At 59.3% G+C, this 16432-nt stretch carries 14 protein-coding genes; 7 read left to right on the forward strand and 7 right to left on the reverse strand.

Annotated features, from left to right (window positions below; all coding sequences use genetic code 11):
* Window positions 1–9 precede the first annotated feature (9 nt).
* Window positions 10–1281 (forward strand): D-amino acid dehydrogenase, encoded by a 1272-nt coding sequence (locus AC13E3_RS13860; RefSeq protein WP_273018543.1) that lies wholly within the window; start codon window positions 10–12, stop codon window positions 1279–1281.
* Window positions 1282–1406: 125 nt separating this feature from the next.
* Here AC13E3_RS13860 and AC13E3_RS13865 read toward each other — a convergent pair whose 3' ends face one another.
* Window positions 1407–2135: a tRNA/rRNA methyltransferase gene (locus tag AC13E3_RS13865; protein WP_008173009.1), complete on the reverse strand. Its 729-nt coding sequence runs from the start codon at window positions 2133–2135 to the stop codon at window positions 1407–1409.
* On the opposite strand from AC13E3_RS13865, the gene AC13E3_RS13870 reads away from it, so the two are divergent.
* Entirely contained in the window at window positions 2134–3408 is a 1275-nt protein-coding gene (locus tag AC13E3_RS13870; protein WP_482902147.1) for a methyltransferase, read from the forward strand. The genes AC13E3_RS13865 and AC13E3_RS13870 overlap by 2 nt on opposite strands.
* On the opposite strand, the gene AC13E3_RS13875 is transcribed toward AC13E3_RS13870, so the two are convergent.
* The 3 genes from AC13E3_RS13875 to AC13E3_RS13885 all read right to left on the reverse strand — a co-directional run bounded on the left by AC13E3_RS13875 (window position 3365) and on the right by AC13E3_RS13885 (window position 7612).
* Window positions 3365–3871: a DUF4124 domain-containing protein gene (locus AC13E3_RS13875; RefSeq protein WP_288944928.1), complete on the reverse strand. Its 507-nt coding sequence runs from the start codon at window positions 3869–3871 to the stop codon at window positions 3365–3367. The two genes, AC13E3_RS13870 and AC13E3_RS13875, sit on opposite strands and share 44 nt — an antisense overlap.
* A gap of 50 nt (window positions 3872–3921) precedes the next feature.
* On the reverse strand, window positions 3922–5130 hold the full coding sequence (locus AC13E3_RS13880) for an OmpA family protein (protein ID WP_053113221.1): 1209 nt from the start codon (window positions 5128–5130) through the stop codon (window positions 3922–3924).
* Window positions 5131–5290: 160 nt separating this feature from the next.
* Window positions 5291–7612, reverse strand: coding sequence for an ATP-dependent helicase (locus AC13E3_RS13885; protein WP_482902192.1), 2322 nt, complete (start codon window positions 7610–7612; stop codon window positions 5291–5293).
* A 38-nt stretch (window positions 7613–7650) separates the two neighbouring features.
* Between AC13E3_RS13885 and AC13E3_RS13890 the strand changes: the two genes are divergently transcribed.
* The 3 genes from AC13E3_RS13890 to AC13E3_RS13900 all read left to right on the forward strand — a co-directional run bounded on the left by AC13E3_RS13890 (window position 7651) and on the right by AC13E3_RS13900 (window position 10763).
* Window positions 7651–8028 (forward strand): DUF2237 family protein, encoded by a 378-nt coding sequence (locus AC13E3_RS13890; RefSeq protein WP_008173000.1) that lies wholly within the window; start codon window positions 7651–7653, stop codon window positions 8026–8028.
* Window positions 8028–10184, forward strand: coding sequence for a tRNA(Met) cytidine acetyltransferase TmcA (locus AC13E3_RS13895; protein ID WP_482902148.1), 2157 nt, complete (start codon window positions 8028–8030; stop codon window positions 10182–10184). Before AC13E3_RS13890 ends, AC13E3_RS13895 begins: the two co-directional genes overlap by 1 nt.
* 81 nt (window positions 10185–10265) lie before the next feature.
* A complete protein-coding gene (locus AC13E3_RS13900; protein WP_288367424.1) occupies window positions 10266–10763 on the forward strand; it encodes an ankyrin repeat domain-containing protein in 498 nt (165 codons plus the stop codon).
* 11 nt (window positions 10764–10774) lie between these two features.
* Here AC13E3_RS13900 and AC13E3_RS13905 read toward each other — a convergent pair whose 3' ends face one another.
* Complete coding sequence (locus tag AC13E3_RS13905; RefSeq protein ID WP_474545947.1) at window positions 10775–11878, reverse strand: enoyl-CoA hydratase/isomerase family protein; 1104 nt, start codon at window positions 11876–11878, stop codon at window positions 10775–10777.
* Window positions 11879–12097: 219 nt separating this feature from the next.
* On the opposite strand from AC13E3_RS13905, the gene AC13E3_RS13910 reads away from it, so the two are divergent.
* Window positions 12098–12433: a c-type cytochrome gene (locus tag AC13E3_RS13910; RefSeq protein WP_474545946.1), complete on the forward strand. Its 336-nt coding sequence runs from the start codon at window positions 12098–12100 to the stop codon at window positions 12431–12433.
* A gap of 25 nt (window positions 12434–12458) precedes the next feature.
* Here the strand turns inward: AC13E3_RS13910 and ppnN are convergent, their stop codons facing one another.
* Window positions 12459–13841, reverse strand: coding sequence for a nucleotide 5'-monophosphate nucleosidase PpnN (gene ppnN / locus AC13E3_RS13915; RefSeq protein WP_474545945.1), 1383 nt, complete (start codon window positions 13839–13841; stop codon window positions 12459–12461).
* A 110-nt stretch (window positions 13842–13951) separates the two neighbouring features.
* Here ppnN and thiI point away from each other — a divergent pair, with 110 nt between their 5' ends.
* On the forward strand, window positions 13952–15406 hold the full coding sequence (gene thiI, locus AC13E3_RS13920; RefSeq protein ID WP_273094864.1) for a tRNA uracil 4-sulfurtransferase ThiI: 1455 nt from the start codon (window positions 13952–13954) through the stop codon (window positions 15404–15406).
* A gap of 4 nt (window positions 15407–15410) precedes the next feature.
* Here the strand turns inward: thiI and AC13E3_RS13925 are convergent, their stop codons facing one another.
* Window positions 15411–16424 carry a histone deacetylase family protein gene (locus tag AC13E3_RS13925; protein ID WP_405417368.1) on the reverse strand — a complete coding sequence of 338 codons (1014 nt, stop codon included), beginning with the start codon at window positions 16422–16424 and terminating at the stop codon, window positions 15411–15413.
* Between the last annotated feature and the right edge of the window lie 8 nt (window positions 16425–16432).

The following is a 16432-nucleotide window of genomic DNA, read 5'->3' on the forward strand; positions in this document are numbered from 1 at the left end:
GAGGAATGCATGCACATTGCTGTTGTTGGTGGCGGCGTGGTGGGAATGACCACCGCCTATGAACTGAATCGCCGGGGCCACCAGGTGACTGTGCTGGAACGTCATTCAATGGCCGGCAACGAGACCAGCAAGGCCAACGCGGCCCAGCGATCCTATGGGGTGGTGTACCCCTGGGCCGATCCCGCGATTGTATTCAAGGCCATCCCCTGGATCCTCAAGCAGGATGGCCCCCTGAAGCTACGCTTTCCGCCGTCTGTGGAAACACTCAAGTTCATGTTCGCCACGCTCCGTTACGCCTGGTCGCCAGGGCTGTTCGGGTTGAATCGCCGCGCCATGTTGCGCCTCGGTATCCACAGCCGGGAGCGATTCATGGCGCTTGAGAAGGAGCTTGATCTGTCCTTCGATGGCGACCACCAGGGTCTGCTGCACCTGGCGAGCACACCGGAAGCGCTGGAAGGCTACCGGACGACCCATGAATTGCTGAACGAACTGGGCATCCCTTCCCGTTTGCTCACACCCGAACAGGTGCGCGACGCCGAGCCCGGCATGGTTGGCAATGGTCCGCTTTATGGCGCCCTGAGCTATGACACCGACGGAACCGGCGATTGCCACAAATTTTCCCGGGAACTCGCTAAAGTCTGCGAGGCAAAGGGGATAGTGGTTCGTTACAACGTGGAAGCGGAAAAGCTGATTGCCGATGACCAGAGGGTCAGCGCAATTTCAGTCAGAAACAGCGATGGAGTCATGGAAGCCCTGGAAGTGGATGCCGTGGTGATCAGCGCCGGCTGCTGGTCCAACCACCTGGTTCAGCCCCTGGGCCTCGAACTGCCCATCTATCCGGTAAAAGGTTACAGCCTGACGGTCCCCATGAAGGACCCGGAACGAGGCCCCGCTTCCACCATTCACGATGACAACTACAAAGTGGTTTCTACTCGTCTGGGCAATCGATTACGCGCCACAGGGTTTGTCGAGCTAGCGGATTTCAACAGAGACATTCCGGAGGCGAGGCAGGCCACGATCCGAAAATCGGTGGAGTCCCGGTTCCCCGGCTGCGCCGATCTCGACGCCGCGGAAACCTGGACCGGCTTCCGCCCCATGACCCCGGATGGCCCTGCGATTATCGGCCGCGGTCCCCGAGACAACCTCTACCTCAACACTGGCCACGGCACCTTCGGCTGGACCCTGTCCGCGGGCAGTGCCGATGTCATCGCCCAGGTAATCGAAGGCGAGGAGCCGTCCGTTTGCCTGGATGCCTTCCGCCCAGGAAGATTCCAGGAGTAGGCTCAATACTCCGGTGCGCGCAAAAGGCCCGAGAGCAGGGCGGATAGCCCCTCCCGGGATCGTCGAAAACATGGATGTTTTCGTCGAGCGTACATGGACGTATTCACAGCGTATCCCGGGAGGGGCTATCCGTCCTGCTCCGCCTCGGAATTCGAGCGCGACTGAGATCTGCAATCCACAGCGCGCTCAATGTTCGAACACAGCGTATGAACAAACCCGATATCCCGATCAGACAACAAGGGCAAACGCTCGAAAACCCACTGGGACAGTTTTCCCTCAGGCGGTGTGTCCAGTTCCGGTAGCAAGGTTTCGAGTCGTCCACGAAGCGCGCCAAGACGATGTTCACCTGCGGGCTCAATCTGGCTCTCCGTAGCTACCGATAGCCCGGACATTTCCCAGGCATAGAGCATCACCGACTGGGCAAGGTTCAGGGAGGGGTAGGTGACCTTCATGGGGATGCCGGTTAACAGATCGCAGAGAGCCAGCTCTTCATTGGACAGCCCGCGATCTTCCCGGCCAAACACCAGTGCTGCGGTTGCCACGGACGCACCCTTCGTGGCCAGAACCTTCCGCAGATCTGAGGGGCCGTGCCAATCCTGGCGCTGATGCCGGGTCTTGGCGGAGGTCCCCATCAGCAGGTCTACGGAGTTTCTTACCGCAGCCAGATCGGGGAAAATGCGCGCATTGTCCAGGATATGGTCGCTGCCATGGGCCAGCCAGTGGGCTTCCGGGCGGGTGTGCAGATCGGAATTGACCAACCACAGTTCGCCGAAGCCCATGGTGCACAGCGCACGGGCAGCTGCACCGACGTTTTCCGGAACCTTGGGTTCAACAAGTACAAAGGCCAGTTGCATGACGTTACCTCCGGCGGCGAGTTTACACCACGGCGCGGAATCTTTTTACCAGCATTGGCAGCAGCTGAACGACTGGCTGGTACAGCATTCCGAGTTTTGGCAACCGGCGCCGTTCATGACGCCGGAGCCTGCCTGGGCGCGTCGTTATCCGGAACTGGCCGCCATGCTGGCGGAACTAACCGATGGGGAATGCCAGCACTTGGATGGCAGCCCGGTTGAGTTGGCGGCTCGGGTTGCCTCATGGTTGCCGTCCCTCGACCGTTACGCCGACATGGTTCAACTGCCGGAGCTGTTACCGGCACCCGAAAAGGCATCAGAGGCGACTCTCCCGGAAATCCGGGCCACGGATATGCCCGGTCGGAAACGCCTGCAGTCGGGCGCCTTTACGGCGGCACTGACACCGCTGGAACACCCCGCCCTGGACTGGTGTTGTGGTAAGGGCCATCTGTCCAGGACGCTGGCGCCGTTTTGCCCCAGTGAGATACAGGGTTTCGAGTGGAATCCGGAGCTGGTGCGCGATGGCAACCGACTGGCACAACAGTTCGGAGATCCCGTGTCGATCCGCTGCCAGGATGTTATGGCAGAGGATTTGTCGCTTCCCAGCCGTCACCACGGTGTTGCACTGCATGCTTGTGGCGATCTGCACCGGCAGTTGCTGCAGCGAGGCAGTGAAGCCGGGTTGCCAAGATTGAGCGTCTCGCCCTGCTGCTACCACCTCACCGAGATGGAACACTACCGGCCGCTTTCACAGCGGGCGGCGGATCACCCAAAAGCGCTGCAGCCGAGCCGTAACGATCTTCGGCTTGCGGTTCAGGAAACCGTGACGGCACCGGCCCGGGTGAGGGAACAGACCCGCCTTGTCAGCCAGTGGCGCCTGGGATTTGATGGTCTGCAGCGGCAACTTCGTGGGTGTGATGAGTATCTGCCGGTTCCTTCGAATCCGCCCCGCCTTTTGAACAAAGGCTTTCCCGCCTTTTGCCGTTGGGCGGCGGCAAAAAAACAGCTCCGATTACTCGATACGGTGGACTTTGATCACTGGCAGGCGTTTGGCGTGCAACGGCTGGCCGAGGTTCGCCGCCATGAGCTGGTCAGGCATCTGTTCCGGCGCCCTCTGGAACTCTGGATGGTGTTGGATTACGCGCTTTTTCTGGAAGAACAGGGGTACAGGGTCAGGCTGGGGCATTTCTGCGACCGTTCACTGACACCCCGCAACCTGCTGCTTGATGCGGTCAGGGTTTCCGGTACTCAACCCGTTCAACACAGCCATCCCTGAAATACACATAGGTCAGCTCATAGAGCGCGCCGTAATAGCTGGTCTGGTAGATCCAGACTTCCTGGGGGCTGGTGTAGGTCTCAGGAGGGTTGCCGAAAGCACGGCGCACGTTGTCACGGGTCATGCCTCGCACCACCTGCTCACGAACCAGATAACGACGCAAATCGGTAGAGTTGATAAAACGGCATGTGCCGGCCTCTTTTTCTTGTTCTGACTCTTCGGTCTGCTCTTCTGGATCAGGGGACTCCTGCACCGGGAGGTTCTGATTGAAACTGCCGCCAATGCGGTTATCCCGTAGCTCAAGCGATTCAGCATCCTCGCCGCAGGGCTGGTCCGAGAACACCGTATTGCCGTCTTTTTCGCAGCGAAAAACCTGGGACTGCGCCGGCACTGCCAGAACAGAGAGCGTGAAGATCAGTGCCATGGCTCTGAGCATCGGTTCCTCGCATTTTTGCAGAAACAAAAAAAGGCGCCCGAAGGCGCCTTTTCAAACCACTCAGGTAAAACCTTAAATTAACGGCGAACCTGAATGCGCGCTTCAACCCGGCGGTTGGCAGCTCGGCCGTCCGCTGTGTTGTTGGATGCGATCGGCTGCTCCTCACCGTAACCTACGGCTTCCACTCGTGCCGGATCAACACCCAGAGGCCCGGTCAGACGGCCAGCAACTGCTTCAGCGCGACGCTGGGACAGGAACTGGTTGTAGTCGGCAGCGCCACGGCTGTCGGTATGACCGGCGATTTCCACGATGGTTTCGGGGTTTTCCTGCATAAAGTCAGCGACGCGACGGATCTCCGCATCGTAGGCATTGCCGATGACCGAACTGTTGCTCGGGAACTGGACTTCAATGGTGAAGGTTTCGATGGTCTCGGTTACACCTTCACAACCTGTCTCATCAACCTCTGCGCCTGCGGTCGTATTTGGGCACAGATCCTGGCTGTTGACCACGCCGTCATTATCGCTGTCCAGCTCACATCCACGGCTGTTTACTTCCGCACCGCGCGGTGTGTCCGGGCACTGGTCACGACTGTCGGCCACGCCGTCGCGATCCGAATCCGGCTCGCAGCCATTGCTGTCAACGGTTGCGCCTGCCGGGGTGCCGGGGCACTGGTCCCGCGAATCCGGCACGCCATCACCATCTGCATCTGCCGGGCGCACAGGCGCCGGCGCTGCTTGCGCCACGGTGCGGGTAAACGCAAAACTGATGCCCAGAGAGACCTGAGTGTCGAAGGTGCTTTCATCAATGCCGTGGAATTCACGGAGGTCACCGCGCAGTGATACGGCGTCGCTGATGTTGTAGCGGAAGCCGGTACCCACGTTCACTCGGGTTTCGTCATGGTTGCTGCCCGCGGTGCGAACGCCACTGTTGTCCGAACCAAAGTCTGCATGGCCTGCGCCCAGAGAAACGTATGGGTTCCAGGCTTCGTCCGGCCCTGCAAAGTAATACGTACCGTCAACCCGAACTTCATCAAATTCCGATTCGCCCGGCACGTATTTGCGGTCTGCATCGGCACGTGAGTAAAGCGCCTCCACCGACCAGTGGGGACGGAAGCGGTATTCCACACCAACGCCGAAGGTGCCGGTTTCGCTCAGATCGCGCTTGTCGTCAAACAGCTGAAAACCTGCAAACGGGTTGATGTAAACGGTTTCCTGACGATCGGCCATGGCCGGGGTTGCCAGGGTAGCGGCCAGTACAGCCGCGGAAATCGGACGCATGACGTTCATGCAGAACCTCCTGTTCGTTATCGTTGTGGTACCGCACTTCCACATGAAAAGTGCTTGTATACCCGGAATTTAGGCCAGTAGGCCAAAAAAAACAAAAAAATGATACGGATTGTTACGTCCGCAATTGTACCCAGCTGACCTTTACGACCCCGAGGTCGTTTCAGGCCAGAGCGGAAAAATACAGATGCGCGCTTTTTTTACTGAAGTTAAGCACCTCGCCGTTGTCGAAATGTACCTCGAAAGAATTCTCATCTTCGGCGACCACCGAGCCGGGACCAAAGATCGCGTGGCCAAGACGTTTTTGATGCCAGAGTGGTTCCGTTGAGTTTTCGAATGTTGCCGCCTGGCCTTCAAGGGTGACGCTCTCCCGGTCGGCGTAACGCTGGCTGACCGGTGTCAGGGGGGCAGTTAACCGAATGGTTGATGTTTCTGCCGGAGATCGATCATCCAGCCAGCGACCGAATTCCTCGGCAAGTTCAAAGCAGCACTCTTCCACGAAACGGCTTGGGCCCAGATCGCCGTCCAGGTGCGGTTGCTTGCTGGCCGGTCGGGTGATCAGGTGCAGCTGCTGGCGTGTGCGTGTCATGGCCACATACAGCAGCCGTCGCTCGCTTTCCAGAAATGCTCTGGCATTGTCCTGGGGGCGGGGGCTGTACGGCAGGTATTTCTCCTGCAGTCCGGGAATGATAACTGTCGGCCATTCCAGACCCTTGGTGCGGTGAATCGTTGAGAGAAGCACTCCACCCTGCTGTTTTTCACCTGCCTGCTGCTTGAGGGTTTTCAGGTGCTCCAGGGCGCCTTCAGCTGTGACATCAAGGCTTTTTAGGTACTGCCGGAATCCTTGTATCGTATCGATCCGTTCCTCGGCACTCTCATGCGTCAGCGCCAGGCTGCGGATGCCCTCGTAAAGATCAGTGTGCTCGGCATAGACACTGATCAGTCCTGCAACCGGGCCTCCGTAGCTGCGCAGTTGGGCAAGCACTTCGCCGAGTTTCCTGAGCTTGCGGGCGGCCATGGGCGCAAGCGCGTCGAAGTCCATCGCCAGCAGACGTTCGTGCCAGCCACTGGAAAATCCTGCGAGGAAACGCGCCAACTGCTCCAGCTCCGGCTCTTTCAGACCCACATGAGGAAAGCGCAACAACTGCCGTGCCAGCTCCAGGCGATCCTCGTCCGGCAGGTTTTCCAGTTTCCCGGTCACCACCATCAGAAGGGCAGTGATCGCCTGAACTTCCCGGCTGAACAGCGCGCCCTTGCCGGCATCAATCCGGTAGGAAATCTGACGAGCCAGCAACTTCAGCTCGATAGGGACACTCTGACTCCAGACCCGGAACAGAATGGCCGTGCCTGCCAGAGCCGGTTCCGATTGGCCCTGAAGAATTTGCAGCACGGTATCGGCATCGCTCTCCGCCCGATGCAGGGTGATCTCCGTGCCGGGCGTCGAAGGGTGGGAATGACAAAGCACATCCTTGCGTCCGGTGTTGTGGCAGATCAGATGGTTTGCCAGCAACGCCACCCGATGGCCGTAGCGGAAGGTGTAACTGAGGGTCTGCTCCAGCGGGCTTTCGAACTCATCGCTGAACCGCTTGAGGATAAACTCGGGCTTCGCGCCACGGAACTCATAGATCGTTTGGTCCGGGTCCCCGACCACCGTCACCCGGGCCCGGTCTCCGGCCACGTATCGCAATAGCAGATGCTGGATCTCATTGGTGTCCTGGTACTCATCCACCAGAATCAGATCCATCTTGTTGCCCACCAGCCGCTGCAACGGAGAGTTCTGGTGAATCGCCATCACGGGCTCATACAGCATATCGGCATAACTGATCCGACCCTGGCTTTTACGCCACTGCTCAAAGCTGTGGAACAGATCAATGAGGTACTTGTGCTTGTCCGAATACCCCAACTCCTCAAACACGATCTCCGCCGGTGACAGTGTTGTCTTTACCAGATCAATAAACCCCGTCGCCGTCTCGACAAAATCCTTCTTGTTGCGCCGTATCTCATCCGCCAGATCCTCCGGCGCCAGCCGCCGGGTTAACTGCCAGGCCTGAAAACTGATCTCCTGCTCGGTCAGAATCTTGTCTGAAAACCCCGGCAGATAGCCCTCCCGCACAAACCGTTTGTACAGCCGCAAGCCCATGGCGTGATAGGTCCGGATCTCCGGCAACGCCAACCCACTCTGAGCACACACCTCCTGCAGCTTGCGCTCGAAATCCACCCGGGCGCTGCGGTTGAACATCAACACCAGCATCCGGTCCGGATCATGCCCCTGTTCCAGCAGGTACCGAATCCGCCACGCAAGCGTCGACGTCTTGCCACTGCCAGCTACGGCGGTAATCACCGAATGCTCATAGCCCGCGGTGATAATCGCCCGCTGCTCATCGGTGAGGAAATCCGGAAGGTTGGTGGTCTCAGGAATTTGGGGTTCGGTCGGCATGGCCGGTATTGTAACGGCCTGCTGGTAGAGCGGATACCGCTCCCGCATAATTGCGATCAAAACATGAGAGCGAAAGGGTCTTAAACATGGAAATGTCCGAATCGGTAAACGTACTTGGCGAAAAACTCGAAACCTGCGGCAAAGACCCGATCACCGGCTTTTACCGCGATGGCTGCTGCAACGTCGGCCCGGATGATTTTGGCCTGCACGCCGTCTGCGCCGTGGTCACCGACGAATTCCTCGAATTCTCCAAAGCCCAGGGCAACGACCTCAGCACCCCCAGGCCTGAATTCGGCTTCGAAGGCCTGAAAGCGGGTGATAGCTGGTGCCTGTGTGCCGGCCGGTGGCAGGAAGCCTTTGAAGCTGGCTGTGCCCCCAGGGTCCGACTGCGGGCCACCCATCGGGCTGCCCTTGAAAAATGCGCCCTGGACGACCTCAAGTCTCATGGTGCCGACCTTAGCTGATGAGCCATTCCGGACCCGATGCCAAAGCGGATCCGTCCGCATGGCGTGCCCTGCAGGACAGCCTCACCGCCAACGGTGAACGCCGACTGGTTCTGCTTGAGGGTGATCGGGAACAGAACCTCAGGTGGCTTTCCGGTCTGTTACCCGGGCTGGAAATACAGAGCGGCCTCTGGACGGGACCAGCGGATCATAGCCCCGATACCCGGCTGACCCGGGTCACGCCTCCCGGGGCTCGAAAGTGGCTCGGGTGTGAAGTCTCGCTTATCGTCTGGGATGGCTGGCACGGCAATCCTCCGGATGCCTTTGCCGCGCTCTCGGGTGCGCTCACCGCTGGTGGCCTGCTGTTCTGGCTGATGCCGCCGCTGGCAGAGTGGTCCCGCTTTGCGGATCCCGATTACTCGAGAACCGGTCTGGAGCATGGTCCGAACCATCCGTTTGCTGCCCGCATGGCCGACCTGCTTGCCGACGATGATGCGGTCATCCGGGTGTCACCCGACCGTCCGGAATCACGGCCGCCGGTTCCGCCCCTGCCTGAGAAACGCTTTCGAATCGCCGCCACCCGGGATCAGGAACAATTGGTTCAGCGCCTCGTCCGTTTTGGCCTGGGCCGACGGCGCCGGCCGCTGATAGTGACGGCGGACCGGGGCCGTGGCAAATCTGCAGCGATGGGTATGGCTGCAGCCGAATTGTTGCGCCAAGGCAGGCAGGACATCGTGGTTACCGCGCCCTCGGAGCAGAATGTGGAGACCCTCTTTCGCCACGCCCGTGAGTCTCTCGGGGACGAATTGGCCGAAGCCAGCCCGGGGATACTCGCCTCCCGAACCGGTGGCCGCCTGAGGTTTATTCCGGTGCGTGACTTGCTGGCTTTGCGGCCGGAAGCCGAAGTGGTCCTGGTGGATGAGGCAGCAGCGATTCCGGCGCCGCTGCTGAAATCGGTTCTGCTCGGCTGGCCGAGAGTGGCGTTCGCCACCACGGTCCATGGTTACGAAGGGGCTGGCCGTGGCTTTGCCATTCGTTTTCGACAGGTCCTTGATCAATCAACGCCCCAGTGGCAGTCGGTAACGTTGAGCGAGCCGGTACGCTGGGCCATGAACGATCCGCTGGAAGCCCTGATCAGCCGACTCTTTTTGCTGGCGGCCGACGGTGGTCGCTTGCCCGGGAAAACTGAATACAGCGCCGGCGAGCTGGTCATCGAACCCTGGGAGCCGGCAACGGCAAGTGACGAAGCTCTGTCCCGTGCCTTTGGGTTGCTGGTGGATGCCCATTACCGGACCAGCCCCGCTGATCTGAGGCAGTGGCTGGATGACCCGGCCGCCCGTAGCTGGCGTGCGCGAATTGGCGATCAGATGGTTGGTGTGCTCTGGTGCGCGCTCGAAGGTGGCCTTCCGGATGAGCTGGCACAGCAGGTCAGTCTGGGTACCCGGCGAATACGGGGCCATCTGCTGCCGCAATCGTTGGCCAGCCACAGCGGCTATCCCGAGGCCGCGGTCCTGCGGGGTCTGAGGGTTGTCCGCATTGCAGTATCAGACGAGGTCAGACGCGCGGGCATTGGCCAAAGCATGGTGCAGGCTGCCAGGGCGTATGCCGCCGAGCAGGATGTTGATTACCTCGGAACCAGCTTCGGTGGCAGCGCTGACCTGCTCGCGTTTTGGCAGACCTGCGGTCTGCACGTTGTCAGGGTTGGCTTGCAGCAGGAAGCATCCAGTGGCGAATACCCACTGCAGATGGTGGCCGGCTTTTCGCAGGCTGGTCGCGATCTGGAAGAACGCATCCGCAGCCGCCTGGCCGATCATTGGCTTACTCTCTTGCCCGGCAACTGGCAGGGGCTGGAGCCAACATTGCTGGCCGGGATAACCGCCGATCTGCCCACCGGGCCGACACTGGACAAGGATGATTTGCGGGATCTCCGCAATTTCGCCAATGGGCATCGTGGCTTTCAGGTTACTGTCCCGGTATTGCGGAAGCTGAGTCAGGTGCCCGGGATCATGGCGTGGCTGAATAGCCATGAGGCGCTTGCGGTCTGGTGCCAGGGTGTTCTTCAGGGGCGGCCCTGGTCCGCGCTGCAGGCGGACAGGCTTTGCCTGGGCCAGAGAGAAGGCGAAGATCGTCTGCGACAGGTGGTGCGTGATCTTTTGAAGGATGGCCGGGGTTTGTGACTCGCTCGATTTAATTTCCGCCGGTGTCTGCCCAGAATGGGCCCTCGTATCCTTTAACGAGATCCACAGAGACTGTTTTTTATGGCCAAGGGAACCGGCGCCTTCCGTTTTTTGCTCATATTGCTTCCGCTTGTTGTTTTCCTGTCCGCCTGCGCCTCCCCGAACCAACCGGTTGCCCTGAGCCCCGAGGCCCTGGCCGAGGCGGATGCACTGCTGGTTTCAGCCGCCGGGAATGGTGAAAAGCGGCGCGTGCAGCTGTTGTTATCGGCCGGCGCCGATGTGAACACCAGTGACCCGTACGGGTATACCCCCGTGATGCGGGCGGCGGAAAACGGCCATCTGTCGGTGGTGAAGGTATTGGTGGCAGCCGGTGCCAACGTCAACGTGAGTCAGGGAGGCGAATCTTTGCTGATGAAAATCGTGGCCAACGGGGATTTGCTGACGGCGGAGAGGCTGGTGGCGGCCGGAGCCGACGTCAATTACGAGGCGAGCGACGGACAAACGGCACTGGACGTTGCCCGCGCCACCAACAATCGGGATCTGGAAATGTTGCTGGTGCAGGCGGGCGCCGAGTTCTAGCGCCGACCGGCTTACTCCAGGCCCATCGGATCCGTCTCGTCATCCCACTCCGGGGTGAAATGAGCCGCAACCACGTCTTCCGGCACATCGGCCACGCTCGGGTAACTCCATTTTGGCTGACGGTCCTTGTCGATAGCCAGAGCCCGGATTCCCTCTGCCAGATCGGGACGCCGGATGCATTCCGAGACCATGGCCAGTTCCATCCGGAAAATATCCTTCAGGGACATCTGCTGGGCTTTTTTCAACTGCGTCCACACCAGCCACGCCGACACCGGACATCCGGTTCTCAGTGTGTTCATGCACGCATGCCACCAGTCGCAGTCCACTTCGGCTGTCAGCAATTGATCGACAATCTCAGGCAGTTCATCACCGGCGCTCAGCCGGGCAATCCGCTGTTCGTGCGTAGCAAGATTGCTGGGTGGAAGAGCCCGGTAATCCGGTGTCTGGATCTGATTGAGTAAGCGGAACAGGCGGTTGTCATCGGCAGCGGTCTGCCCGGTCCAGCGCTCTGACGCCAGGCGGTCGAGCAAACGTTCCCGGTCTTCCTGGAGAATGGCCATATCCGCGAGGCCAACCCGAAGGGTATCGCTTACGTTCAGGCGGGCGCCGGTCAAACCCATGAACAAACCCAGCCGGCCGGGCAGTCGATTCAGAAACCAGCTGGCGCCCACGTCGGGAAACAGACCGATGGCGATCTCGGGCATGGCCAGGGTGACATCCGGCGTCACCAGCCGATACCGGCAGCCGGCAAACACGCCAAGTCCACCACCCATCACCACGCCGTGGGCAATGCCAAGCACAGGTTTCGGAAAGCGGTGAATGCTGTAATCCATCCGGTATTCGCGGTTGAAAACCCGTGCCGGTTTGTCCCGGTCCTCGGACGTGAGCATGGTATCGTAAAGTTCCCGGATATCACCGCCGGCGCAGAAGGCTCTCTCGCCCGCCCCCTGGATCACCACGATGCAGATCCGGTCGTTGTCGGCCCAGCGGTCAAGGATTTCCTGGGTCTGCTCGATCATGCGCTCGGTCAGTGCGTTGAGCGTGCCTGGGGAGTTCAGCGTCAGGACACCAATGTGGCCTTCCTGACAGGCAAGTTCCTGGGCCTCTACAGACATTGAGGTTATCTCCGGAGAATTAAATCAATCTTGGATACGGAATCGAACGTACTTTCACCATAATAGCCAGAACAGAAAAGAGGACGAACGTCGAAAGGAGGTCCTTGACCTATCGCATTTGAGGTTCCCCGGCTCTGTGCTATAAGTGCTAGTAAGTTTACTGTCCGGCTTCCGAACCGGCCTGAATATCTTGAAAACGATGATGAGAGGGTAAAGACAATGAATCTGAAACACTACGCTGTTGCGGGTATTTTTGCGCTTGGCGCTGCTGTGCCTGCTGTAGTTTCTGCTGGCGATCCTGAAGCCGGTAAGGCCAAGGCGGCTGTTTGTGCTGCTTGCCATGGCCAGAACGGTATCGCGCAGATTCCGACCTATCCGAACCTGGCGGGCCAGAACGAGCAATACCTGGTGTCTTCTCTCAAGGCCTACAAGAACAAGCAGCGCTCTGGTGGTCAGGCCGCAATCATGCAGGGTCAGGCTACCGGGTTGAGCGACGAGGATATCGCTAACCTGGCAGCTTACTATGCCAGTCTGCCTGCAGACGGCGGCAAGTAACGGCCCGCTTTGTCAGCGAGGCGGCTCAGGCCGCTCCGCTGACGATGCGATAGCTCGGCCTGTAGGCGGATGACCCCGGAAGCTTCATGCGGTTCTGCGCCACAAACTGCTCCAGCATTGCTTCCAGTGGTTTGATCAGGCTCGGGTCGCCCGCAATTTCGAACGGCCCTTTCTCCTCGACCTGTCGAATACCGCCTTCTTTCACATTGCCGGCAACAATGCCACTGAATGCCTTGCGCAGGTTTGCGGCAATCAGGTGCACGGGCTGGTCCCTGTGAAGCTCAAGCGCCCGCATGTTGTCGTGATTGGGCTCGAACGGTAACTGGAATACCGGGTCAATCTTCAGCATCCAGTTGAAGTAGTAGGCATCCTGCATGGCGCGCCGGAAAGTCTCGACCTCCTTCATACCCTTTTTCATGGTTTGGGCCACGCGCACCGGATCGTCAATAATGATCTCGTATTTGCTGGCGGCTTCGTCCCCCAGCGCATTCCGGATGAACTTGTCGATCATCTCGAAATATTCGGCGTTCTCCTGCTGGCCGGTAAATACCACCGGGAAGGGCAGATCGACGTTGTCCGGATGGAGCAGGATGCCCAGCAGGTAGAGAATTTCCTCGGCGGTACCGACACCGCCCGGGAACACAATGACACCGTGGCCGCAGCGAACGAAAGCTTCCAGGCGTTTTTCAATGTCCGGCATGATAACCAGCTCATTGACAATGGGGTTGGGGGCCTCCGCGCCGATAATGCCGGGCTCGGTAATACCGATATAGCGGCCGTTTTTAACCCGCTGCTTGGCATGACCAATGGTGGCGCCCTTCATGGGTCCCTTCATGGCACCGGGGCCGCACCCGGTGCAGATGCTGAGGGCTCTGAGTCCCAGCTGATGACCGACATCCTTGCTGTACTGGTATTCATCATGCCCGATGGAATGGCCACCCCAACAGACGACCAGATCCGGTTGCCGCCCGGCCTGAAGCACCCGGGCATTGCGCAGGATGTGAAAGACATAGTTGGTCAGATCCTCGGGATCGTCACGGCGGAAACCTGCGGCCGTCTGCGGGATCGAATACGAATAGATAATGTCCCTCAGAACTGAAAACAGATGCTCACGAATCGCGCGGAGCATCTGGCCATCAACAAACGCGTGGGCGGGCGCATTGATCAGTTCCAGTTTCAGTCCGCGGGGCTGGGGCACCAGCCGGACATCAAAGTCGGCGTGGGATTCCATCAGGGCCTTGCAGTCGTCTGTTTCGATACCGGTATTAAGAACGGCCAGTGCGCATTGACGAAACAGCCTGTAAAGACCGCCCTCGCTGCGGTCCTTCAGCCGATTGACTTCATGATTGGACAGAATCTCAAGACTGCCCTCGGGGGAGACCAGGGCATTGATGGTCATTTCCTGCATTAACGGTGAAGCTCCTGAACGTTGCGGTAATGCCCGATTTTGAGGCACGCAGTCAAAAGGGTAGACTAAGGCCTTTCAGTACAATACGCCACCCGACAAAATTCCGATTTATGAAACTGCTTATTCGTCCCGCTCCGGAAGTTGCTATCAAGAGTAAACCCGTCCGCCGTCAGCAAATGCGTCATCTGCGGCAGAACATTCGCAAACTGCTGGCACGGCTGGATCCTGAAATCCGCGTTGAGGGCAGTTGGGATCGGGTAGACGTGGCTGTGCCCGACGGGCGTAGCCTGTCCGGGCCTGTCATCGAGGCACTCCTGCGTATTCCGGGCATCTCCACCATTCAGGAGATCGGGGCATTCCCCTTTGTCAGTCTTGAGGATGTTGCGGAAAAGGCGGTAGCGGCTTTTTCGGAGCGTCTGAATGGCAAGACGTTTGCCGTCAGGGCCCGTCGGCATGGCGAACACAGCTTCCGCTCCATTGATCTTGAGCGTACTGTCGGAGCCGCCCTCATGCAGGCATCCGGGGCCCGGGGTGTTGATCTGAAATCACCCGAGGTCGAGGTGCGCATTGAGGTGCACGGCGACCAGTTCCATATTGCCCATCGCAGGCATCGGGGACTCGGCGGTTATCCGTTGGGCAGTGTCGAGAATGTGCTGACTCTGATTTCCGGTGGCTACGACTCTTCGGTGGCCGCCTACCTGATGATGCGTCGTGGATTGCGCAGTCATTTTCTGTTTTTCAATCTCGGTGGCACTGCCCATGAGGTGGGTGTTCGCCAGGTGGTGCACTACCTGTGGGACCGTTATGGCGCCTCTCACAGCGCCAAGTTTATCTCGGTACCCTTCGAGGGCGTGGTTGCCGAAATCATGCGATCGGTGAATCACCGTCACTGGGGGGTGGTTCTGAAACGACAGATGCTGATGGCAGCTGCCGAGATTGCTCGCAAGAACAACTCAGTGGGCGTGGTAACCGGCGATGCCGTCGCCCAGGTATCGAGTCAGACTCTGAGCAACCTCAACGTGGTAGACAGGGCCAGTGACGAGGTGGTTCTGCGCCCGTTGGTTTCCATGGACAAGGAATCCATTATCCGCATCGCGCGGGAAATCGGCACGGAATCTTTCGCACGAACCATGCCTGAATACTGCGGAGTGATCTCCCAGAAGCCTGCCACCCGGGCCAAGCTGCATCGGGTGGAAGAAGACGAGGCCCAAATGGACGCCGCGGTTCTGGCAAACGCCATTGAGGCACGTGAGGAAACGCCGGTAAACCGGTTGCTGGAAACCACGGTAACGCCAGAGGAAGTGGAGCTCGTGCAGACACCCTCGGTGGATGATGTGATCATCGACGTGCGTCACCCCTCGGAAGGCGAGCAGTCACCGCTGATGTTGACCAACAACGAGATTCTGCAGATTCCATTCTATGAGCTGAACCAGCAGATACCAGAACTGCCGGCGAACCGGCAGTACCTGCTGTATTGCGATCGTGGCACCATGAGCCGCATGCACGCCGGGCATCTGAAGGCCGAAGGGCACGAAAACGTGAAGGTTTACGTGCCCGCAGGCTGAAGCGTCAGCCTGCCAGACCTTTGAAGAACTGCTGGACGTTCTCGCTCAGAGCCTCCAGATCGTAGCCCCCCTCCTGAACCACCAGCGTCGGCAGCCCCAGCTGACGCACATGGGTGCTGAGCTTGCAGAACCCTTCGGAAGAGACTGACACCTTGGCCTGTGGATCGTTCTTGTAGATATCGAAGCCGAGGGCAAGGATCAGGGCATCCGGCTGGAAAAGTTTGATGGCCGCCAGGGCTTCATCCAGTTTTGCGAAGAAATCTTCTTCCGTTGAACCGTGGGGCATCGGCATGTTGATGTTGTAGCCAAAACCTTCCCCTTCGCCACGTTCGTTCTCAAAGCCGCTGACGACCGGGTAGAAGTTGGTGGTGTCGCCATGGATAGAGATGTACAGCACATCGCTTCGATCGTAGAAGATTTCCTGGATGCCCTGGCCATGATGCATGTCGGTATCGAGAATTACGATCCTGGGGAACCGTGTTTTCATGTGCTCGGCGGCAATGGCGGCATTGTTCAGGTAGCAGAACCCGCCTGCGGCATCCCGGCGCGCATGGTGTCCCGGCGGGCGGCATACCGCGTAGGACGTGCGGTCGCCGGCAATAAGCGCGTCGGCGGCACCCAGCGCACTCTGGGCCGACCAGTAGGCGGCATGCCAGGTGTGCTCGCCAATCGGACAACTGCCATCGGCCTGGTATCGGGCTGCCTCCGCCAGTATGCCAGTCAGGTGATTGGGGGAACGTACAAAGATATTCGAGATGACCTCATCGCCCCAGTCATCCATCTGTTTCCAGCGCCGATGGGCGGATTCCAGAAAACGCAGGTAACCAAGATCGTGAACTTTCGAGATCGGCCCCGCACCCTGGTCCGCAGGCTGCAGCACAGAAATACCCATTTCCTTCAGTCCGCCCAGCATTTCACCGGTTCGAGCAGGAATCTCCTGGGGCTGGCGCATCTGTCCCCGGGTAAAGTAGGTCTGTGGAACATGCTCATCCTGTGCGGGATGGAAAAATGCCTTCATTGTTCGGT

The organism is Marinobacter sp. L-80 (assembly GCF_056859395.1).

What these genes read in the sequence shown, in the direction of transcription:
- AC13E3_RS13925 (WP_405417368.1), bottom strand. Translation starts at nt 16,424, where the DNA reads ATGAAGGCATTTTTCCATCCCGCACAGGATGAGCATGTTCCACAGACC.
- AC13E3_RS13860 (WP_273018543.1), top strand. Translation starts at nt 10, where the DNA reads ATGCACATTGCTGTTGTTGGTGGCGGCGTGGTGGGAATGACCACCGCC.
- ppnN (WP_474545945.1), bottom strand. Translation starts at nt 13,841, where the DNA reads ATGCAGGAAATGACCATCAATGCCCTGGTCTCCCCCGAGGGCAGTCTT.
- AC13E3_RS13890 (WP_008173000.1), top strand. Translation starts at nt 7,651, where the DNA reads ATGGAAATGTCCGAATCGGTAAACGTACTTGGCGAAAAACTCGAAACC.
- AC13E3_RS13865 (WP_008173009.1), bottom strand. Translation starts at nt 2,135, where the DNA reads ATGCAACTGGCCTTTGTACTTGTTGAACCCAAGGTTCCGGAAAACGTC.
- thiI (WP_273094864.1), top strand. Translation starts at nt 13,952, where the DNA reads ATGAAACTGCTTATTCGTCCCGCTCCGGAAGTTGCTATCAAGAGTAAA.
- AC13E3_RS13880 (WP_053113221.1), bottom strand. Translation starts at nt 5,130, where the DNA reads ATGAACGTCATGCGTCCGATTTCCGCGGCTGTACTGGCCGCTACCCTG.
- AC13E3_RS13870 (WP_482902147.1), top strand. Translation starts at nt 2,134, where the DNA reads ATGACGTTACCTCCGGCGGCGAGTTTACACCACGGCGCGGAATCTTTT.
- AC13E3_RS13885 (WP_482902192.1), bottom strand. Translation starts at nt 7,612, where the DNA reads ATGCGGGAGCGGTATCCGCTCTACCAGCAGGCCGTTACAATACCGGCC.
- AC13E3_RS13910 (WP_474545946.1), top strand. Translation starts at nt 12,098, where the DNA reads ATGAATCTGAAACACTACGCTGTTGCGGGTATTTTTGCGCTTGGCGCT.
- AC13E3_RS13895 (WP_482902148.1), top strand. Translation starts at nt 8,028, where the DNA reads ATGAGCCATTCCGGACCCGATGCCAAAGCGGATCCGTCCGCATGGCGT.
- AC13E3_RS13900 (WP_288367424.1), top strand. Translation starts at nt 10,266, where the DNA reads ATGGCCAAGGGAACCGGCGCCTTCCGTTTTTTGCTCATATTGCTTCCG.
- AC13E3_RS13905 (WP_474545947.1), bottom strand. Translation starts at nt 11,878, where the DNA reads ATGTCTGTAGAGGCCCAGGAACTTGCCTGTCAGGAAGGCCACATTGGT.